The sequence below is a fragment of the Streptomyces sp. NPDC059900 genome, assembly GCF_050270335.1.
Lineage (GTDB): Bacteria > Actinomycetota > Actinomycetes > Streptomycetales > Streptomycetaceae > Streptomyces.
In genome coordinates, this window is sequence record NZ_JBNNJZ010000419.1 from 1 (window position 1) to 7,178 (window position 7,178).

General features: G+C 71.6%; 8 protein-coding genes. 5 read left to right on the forward strand and 3 right to left on the reverse strand.

Annotated features, from left to right (window positions below; all coding sequences use genetic code 11):
* The first annotated feature begins 100 nt into the window (after positions 1-100).
* From otnI to ACQKIP_RS34650, 3 genes are read left to right on the forward strand one after another with little or no spacing between them, the layout of a single operon-like run.
* Positions 101-904 carry a 2-oxo-tetronate isomerase gene (gene otnI / locus ACQKIP_RS34640; protein ID WP_365856418.1) on the forward strand — a complete coding sequence of 268 codons (804 nt, stop codon included), beginning with the start codon at positions 101-103 and terminating at the stop codon, positions 902-904.
* Positions 901-1,935 carry a D-erythronate dehydrogenase gene (gene denD, locus ACQKIP_RS34645; RefSeq protein WP_365856416.1) on the forward strand — a complete coding sequence of 345 codons (1,035 nt, stop codon included), beginning with the start codon at positions 901-903 and terminating at the stop codon, positions 1,933-1,935. Before otnI ends, denD begins: the two co-directional genes overlap by 4 nt.
* Before the next feature lie 17 nt (positions 1,936-1,952).
* Positions 1,953-2,705, forward strand: a complete 753-nt coding sequence (locus ACQKIP_RS34650) for a FadR/GntR family transcriptional regulator (protein WP_365856414.1) — start codon at positions 1,953-1,955, stop codon at positions 2,703-2,705.
* Positions 2,706-2,736: 31 nt separating this feature from the next.
* Here the strand turns inward: ACQKIP_RS34650 and ACQKIP_RS34655 are convergent, their stop codons facing one another.
* From ACQKIP_RS34655 to ACQKIP_RS34665, 3 genes are all read right to left on the reverse strand, one after another.
* The gene (locus tag ACQKIP_RS34655; protein ID WP_365856412.1) at positions 2,737-3,384 is read right to left on the reverse strand and encodes a hypothetical protein; all 648 of its coding nucleotides are present in this window, start codon (positions 3,382-3,384) and stop codon (positions 2,737-2,739) included.
* A 31-nt stretch (positions 3,385-3,415) separates the two neighbouring features.
* Positions 3,416-4,867, reverse strand: coding sequence for an FG-GAP repeat domain-containing protein (locus tag ACQKIP_RS34660; RefSeq protein WP_365856410.1), 1,452 nt, complete (start codon positions 4,865-4,867; stop codon positions 3,416-3,418).
* 78 nt (positions 4,868-4,945) lie between these two features.
* Positions 4,946-5,353 carry a RidA family protein gene (locus tag ACQKIP_RS34665; protein WP_365856408.1) on the reverse strand — a complete coding sequence of 136 codons (408 nt, stop codon included), beginning with the start codon at positions 5,351-5,353 and terminating at the stop codon, positions 4,946-4,948.
* Between the two features lie 369 nt (positions 5,354-5,722).
* Between ACQKIP_RS34665 and ACQKIP_RS34670 the strand changes: the two genes are divergently transcribed.
* Entirely contained in the window at positions 5,723-6,598 is an 876-nt protein-coding gene (locus ACQKIP_RS34670) for an aminoglycoside phosphotransferase family protein (RefSeq protein ID WP_365856406.1), read from the forward strand.
* A 94-nt stretch (positions 6,599-6,692) separates the two neighbouring features.
* On the forward strand, positions 6,693-7,178 hold a 486-nt coding region (locus ACQKIP_RS34675), incomplete at its 3' end, for an aldo/keto reductase (protein ID WP_427745052.1).

The following is a 7,178-nucleotide window of genomic DNA, read 5'->3' on the forward strand; positions in this document are numbered from 1 at the left end:
CCCTGAGCCTGGTCATCGGCGCCGGCGCCGTAATGACCACCAAGAAGCACGTCGTCAACCGGTGACCGAGCCCGGTCCCGGCCCCAACCCGGGAGCAAGCATGCCGAGGTTCGCCGCGAACCTGTCCATGATGTACGCCGAGCACGACTTCCCCGACCGCTTCGCCGCGGCGTCGGCGGACGGCTTCGAAGCCGTGGAATACCTCTTCCCCTACGCCTACGACGCCGGTGAGCTGCGCCGCCGACTGGACGACCACGGCCTGCGGCAGGTGCTGTTCAACGCGCCCCCCGGCGACTGGGAGTCGGGCGAGCGGGGCATCGCCTCTCTGCCCGGCCGCGAGGCCGAGTTCCGCTCCGGGATCGAACAGGCCCTGGAGCACACCACCGCGCTCGGCTGCCACCAGGTCCACGTCATGGCGGGCCTCGTCCCGCCGGACACGACACCCGACCGGCGGGCCGCGCACCGCGAGACCTACCTGGCGAACCTGGCCCGCGCCGCCGAGCGGGCCGCACCCCTCGGCGTCGACCTCCTGATCGAGCCGATCAACGGCCGCGACATGCCGGGCTACTTCCTGCACCGGCAGGCCGAGGCGCACGCGATCGTGCAGGAGATCGGCGCCCCGAACCTCAAGGTGCAACTCGACCTGTACCACTGCCAGATCGTGGAGGGCGACCTCACCACGACCCTGCGCCGCGACCTGCCCACCGGCCGCGTCGCCCATCTGCAGATCGCGGGCGTGCCCGACCGCCACGAACCCGACCGGGGCGAACTCGACATCCGCCACCTGTTCGACGTGGTCGACGAGCTGGGCTTCGAGGGGTGGATCGGCTGCGAGTACCACCCGCGTGCCGGTACGAGCGAGGGGCTCGGCTGGCTCAAGAACTACCGAGGAGAACGCGCATGAGGATCGTCATCACCGGAGGCTTCGGCTTCCTGGGACGGCAGGTCGCCGACGCCCTGCTGAAGCAGCGCACCCTGTGCGGAGCACCCGTCGACCGGCTGGTCCTCGCCGACCGGTTCGTGCCCGACGAGGCGCCCGCGACGGCTGACCCGCTGGTCGACGTCGTCCGGGGCGACCTGGGCGAGCGCCTCGACGAGATCTTCGCGCAGCCGGTGGACGTCCTGATCCACCTGGCGTCAGCCGTCTCCTCCGAGTGCGAGGCCGACTTCGACCTCGGCATGAGCGCCAACCTGGACACCACCCGCGCGCTGCTCGAAGCCGCCCGCGCCCAGTCGGCCACCGGCGGTCCGCTGCCCCGCGTGCTGTTCTCCAGCAGCGTCGCGGTCTACGGCTCGGACGCCGCGCTGCCGCTGCCGCCCGTGGTCAGCGAGTCGACGCTGCCCACCCCGCAGTCCAGCTACGGCGTGCAGAAGCGCATCTGCGAGCAGCTGGTCGCCGAGTACACACGCCGCGGCTTCGTCGACGGACGCGTGGCCCGCCTGATGACCGTCGCGGTGCGCCCCGGCAAGCCCAACGCGGCCGCCTCCGGCTTCCTGTCCGGCATCGTCCGCGAACCCCTCGCCGGGCTGCCCGCCACCTGTCCGGTCAGCCCCGGCCTGCGGGTCGCCCTGGCCTCGCCGCGGCGCACCGTCGAGGGCATCCTGCGCATCACCGAGGCCGAGCGCGGACCCGGCGGCCTCGAAGGCGCGCTTCCGGTCAACCTGCCGGCGCTGACGGTCACGGTGGCCGAGATGCTCGCCACGCTGCGCCGGGTGGCGGGCGACGCCGTCGCCGACCTGGTGACGCCGTCGCCCGACCCCGCCGTCGAGGCCATCGTCGGCTCCTGGCCCGCCGTCTTCGACAACGCACGTGCCACGGCGCTGGGCCTGCGGCCCGACGAGAGCTTCGAGTCGGTCATCCGGGCCTACGTCGAGGACCACCCCGAAGCCGTCACGTCCGCCGCCCTGCCCGCCACCGGGTCGATCGGGCCCTGACGGATAGACTGACGAACATGTTCTCCAAGGTGAGTGGCCCCATACGGCTCGCGGACCGGGTCGCCGCGATTCTCTCGGAGGAGATCGAGTCCGGACGTCTGGCAGCGGGCGACAAGCTGCCGACCGAGGTCGAGTTGGTCAAGCAACTGGGCGTCAGCCGCACCGTGATCCGCGAGGCGGTCTCCCGGCTGCGCAGCGCGGGTCTGGTCGAACCGCGACAGGGCCGGGGCGTGTTCGTCATGCCCCGGCGCACCCGGCCGCTCGACCTGGAGGCCGAGGCCTCCGGCACCAAGTCCAAGGTCCTGCAGATCGTGGAGGTCCGCCGCGCCATGGAGGGCGAGGCGGCCTCGCTCGCGGCCGCCCGCGCCACGCCGGAGGACATCGCCCGGATGCGGCAGGCCCTGGCCGCGATCGACGAGGCGGTGGCGGCCGGCGGCGACGGCGTGGACGAGGACCTGGCGTTCCATCAGTCGATCGCGGAGTCGATCGGCAACACCGTGATGGTCTCGACCGTGCGGTACCTGGGCGAGGTCATGCGCAGCGGCATCCGCGTCACGCGGGCCAACGAGGCACGGCGCGACGACTTCATCGAGGCGGTACGGGTGGAGCACCACGCGATCCTGGCCGCCATCGAGGCGGGCGACGCGGACGCGGCCCGCAGCGCCGTACGCCGCCACATGAAGCACGCCGCGTCCCGTCTCCAGGACGCGGACGAGGGGTTCTGGACGGAGACGGACGATCTCGGCGTGGACCTGGGTGCGGCGCCCTGAGCTGAGATGCCGCGGCAGGGCATGAGCGGGCTCAGGCCAGCGGCTGTCCTTCCGGGTCCTCGCTGAGGAACTCCGTGACCAGTTCGGGCGGGTTGGCGGCCCGGGTCGTCGCGAACATTGCCTCGGGGTCGAACATGTCGTAGAGGATCACGGGCAGGGGCCGTCCGAAGGTGCTGAGGAGCCGTCCGTCCGTGTGGAGTCGGCGCGCGAGGTCGACACAGAGTTCGCTGAACTGCTCGGTGAGCTGTTCGCCGCGCTCGTCCTGCTCCTGCTCGGAGAGGCCGCTTTCCGCGCCCTCGCCACCGCCCTCGTCATCGCCGTCCGCATCACCGTCGTCCTCGTACCAGAGGCCCCGGGCCATCGCTTCGCGCCGGTGCAGGTCGGCGCCGACCGGATCGTGTACGGGATCGTGGCCGGCGACCCGGATGCCCTCAAGGCCCGACGGCGGGAAGTGGGCGTAGTGCCAGCGGGCCTCCCAGGGCTCTGACCCGCCGCCCTGCGCGAGCGCCCGGGCCGCCTCCGTCTCGGTGGTGTAGCCGATCGCCAGGTACGGGAACCTCGGGTCCTGGTCGACGCTGTCGATCCGGAACGTGACCGCGTAGATCTCCGAGGCCAGTTCCCGGGGAAAATCGGCCAGGGCACGCAGGACCGCCTGCTCCATGTGCAGTCGGAATGTCATCAACAGCTCGTCTCCTCGGCCGCGTTGCGGCCTAGCGTGCCAGGTCTGCGGCATCGAAGGATGCCACGTCCTTTCCTGCGCCGTCGATGATCCACCAGTCCTTGGCGAGGTTCTCCTGGTAGGCCGTGGCCAGGACCAGTTCCTCGCGATCGTCTCCGACGAGATCGGCTGCGCCTACCGGCTGGCCCGCCCAATGCTGCGGATCGTAGGGATCGGGGTCGGGCGCGGGACGGGAGCGGTGCAGGTGCTTCCACGGCTGGGAGCCGAGGCCGGGCGAGGAGCCGCCGCGCAGGACGTCGACGCGGTCGTCGGACCCCCAGCGGTCGCCCGCGCGCTGGACGGCGAGGTCGTCGCAGCCGTCGCCGTTGAGGTCCGCGGCCATCAGGCCGATGCCGAAGCCGCCCTTGCGGGTGCCGCCCTCGATGACGACGGGGGCGTTCGGCGCCTTGCCGTAGCGGATGGTCACCCTGCCCTTGCGGTCGGCCGGTTCCAGTTCCTCGTCCGCGGGGATGCCGCTGTTGCCGACGGCGATGTCGCTCCGGTGGTCGCCGTCGAAATCGCCGACGGCGATGTCCTCGCCCTCGGGCAGCTTCTCGGGCTCCTTGCGCAGCCCGGTCGCGGTGTCCGCGCCGCCGGCCAGGAGCAAAGGCGCGCCCGTGCCTCCGGGTTCGTGGACGAGCAGGTCGGTGGCGCGGTCGCCGGTGACCTCCGCGGCAATCAGCTGGAGGCCGACCACGCGACCGGTCCCCCGCGGGTCCGGATCGGCACGCTCGCTGGTCCGTGCGGGCTCTCCGGTGCGGCTGAACGGACCGTGCAGCACGACAAGGCGCCGCTCTTCCAGACCGGTGCGGTAGGTGGCCAGATCGGTGTGGCCGTCGCCGTCGAAGTCTCCGGCCGCCGGCGGGTCCGTATAGGAACCGTTGCCGTTGGTGTCGAGCGCGGTGTGACCCTTTCCGACCTGCGGAAGCCGGACACGGGCGGGCCGGTTGCCGGGGTCCGGGCCGTCGGGTCCGCCCCACTGGACATGGGCGCTGGCGCCCGCGACGAGATCGGGGTGACCGTCGTCGTCCAGGTCGGCGACGGTCGGAACGTACAGGTCGCCGGTCATCATGTCTTCTTCGGGCAGTCGGAAGTCCTTGGGGGTGAACTCCGTCCGGTGCTTGGCCTGCGGGCCCTGCTCCGAGCCGTACACCAGGGTGATCCGGCCCGTCTCGGAGACATCGCCGTTGTCGGCCGGTACGTCAAGGGCCAGGTCGGGGTGGCCGTCGCCGTTGAAGTCGGGCGCGGGCAGGCCCAGCCGGCTTGCGGGCCCGGATGCACCGGCCGATGCCGCCGGCCGACAGGCGCTGTCCGGGATCGGCCGGAGGACCTCCTGGTTGCGGGCGGCCGTGGCGGTGCCCAGCACCACCGCGGCGGCCAGCAGGCCGAGGCCCCCTCGCCGCCGGAAGCTCTTACTGCGTTCGCCTGCCGATCCGTACTTCATGTGGCCACTACAACTGAACTGTTCGACCGGTTCCAAGGCCCTAGATCATTTTGTTACGCCCCCGGGACGGCGGGAAGATCAGTCGATCACCGCGGTCGCCTCGACCTCCACCAGATGCTCGGGAACGTCCAGTGCCGCCACCCCCACCAGCGTGCCCGGCGGCACCGGGGTGTCCCCCAGCTTCGCGGCGGCCCGGGCTACTCCCTCGCCGAAGAGGGGCATCTTGTCGGGGGTCCAGTCGACGACGTACACGGTCAGCTTCGCGACGTCGGAGAAGGAGCCTCCGGCGGCCGCCAGGGCGGTGGCGACGTTGAGGTAGCACTGCTCGACCTGAGCGGCGAGGTCGCCTTCGCCGACCGTGGCGCCGTCGGCGTCCCAGGCCACCTGCCCGGCGATGAACACCAGCTTCGATCCCGTGGCGACGGCCACCTGACGGTAGGCGTCGATCTTCGGCAGCCCGTCGGGGTTCACCAGGGTGATGGCCATGCTGTCCGTCTCCTTGTCGCGGGAGCCCGCACGGGCTCGCGGTTCACCCGGGCAAGACCCTTGTGGTCTCCGGGGGTTACTGGGAAACCATAGGAGAGTGGCCGCTGACGTGGAAGAACGCACTTTTCGGTGACTGGGTAACCAGATGGTGACCACGGAGCGCAGCGACTCACGCGGAAGGGTTCGGGCATACGCCCGGCCAAATGGAGACGACACGGCGCGTGGAGATGGCTACGGTGTGGTCCGCCAGGCTCCCCGGAGCCGGGAAACGCCACGTGCCGTGCAGTGCCGGTGGAAGTCGAACACCAGGCTTCAAAAAGGGAGTTGTGCAAGCGATGTCCACGTCACCGACAGCACTGTGAGACATAGATGACCACACCCGCCGCCGACGCCGACCTCGCCGGCCGTCTTCTGGCCGATCAGTTCCCGCGGTGGGCCGGTCTTCCCCTCACCCCAGTGGTGCCGGGCGGCTCGGACCACGCCCTGTTCCGGCTGGGTGAGGAATTGCAGGTGCGGCTGCCGCGCGGGGACTGGGCGGCAGGCCAGGCGGAGAAGGACCAGCGGTGGCTGCCCCGCCTCGCCGGCCACCTGCCCCTGCCCATCCCCTCACCCGTCGCGGTCGGCGAACCCGCCTTCGGCTACCCCTGGCGGTGGTCGGTCACCCGCTGGCTGCCGGGGGAGGCCGCCCGCCACGACAGCCTGGCGGATTCGGTGGGAACGGCGGTGGAAATGGCCGGGTTCCTGTCCGCCCTCCAGCAGCTGCCGCCGCCGTCGCTGCTGCTCCCCGGCCCCCACTCCGACCTGGAGTCCGAGGATCTGCGGGCCAGGGACGCCTCGACCCGCGCCGCCATCAAGGCCGTTGACGGGGTGTTCGACCGGCAGGCGCTCACCTCGGCGTGGGACGCGGCGATGGAGGCCGCCGACTGGGACCGCGACCCGGTCTGGTTCCACGGCGATCTCCACGTCGGCAATCTGCTGACCGTCGAGGGCCGGCTCAGCGCCGTCATCGACTTCGGGGGCCTGGGGGTGGGCGACCCGTCGTGCGACCTGGTGATCGCCTACACCCTGCTGGGCGAGAAGACCCGCCCGGCCTTCCGCGAGGCTCTGGCCATCGACGAGGCGACCTGGCTCCGGGGCCGCGGCTGGGCCCTGGCCACGGGGTTGAACGCCTACACCACGTACGCCCACGTCAACCCCCATGTGGCCAAGGCGACCACGTACCAGATCACGCAGGCACTCGCGTGACGACCGACCCCTGTCACCGCATTCCGCTTCGGGCCGGGCGGAGCCTCCACCGACCGCACTCCTGATTCCACATTCGACGACCCCGGGACGGAACATGGACACCACGCGCACCCACCGGCTCGGCCGCAGCAACGTGGAGATCACCGAACTGGGCTTCGGCGGCGGACCGCTCGGCGGCCTGTTCGCGCCCCTGGACGACACCACCGCCGCCGAGGCGCTGGACACGGCCTGGGCGGGCGGCATCCGCTACTACGACACGTCACCGCACTACGGCATCGGCCACTCCGAGCGCCGCATCGGGCAGTTGCTGCGCGACAAGCCCCGGACGGAGTTCACGCTGTCGACCAAGGTCGGCCGGCTGCTGGTCCCGCAGGACCCCGCCGGGCGGATGGACGAGAGCTTCGCCGTCCCGGCCACCCACCGCCGGGTGTGGGACTTCACCCGTGACGGCATCCGACGCAGCGTCGAGGACTCCCTGACGCGCCTGGGCACCGACCGCATCGACGTGCTCTATCTGCACGACGCCGAGCAGCATTTCGAGGACGCGCTGCGCAGCGGCTTCCCGGCCCTGGCCGAACTG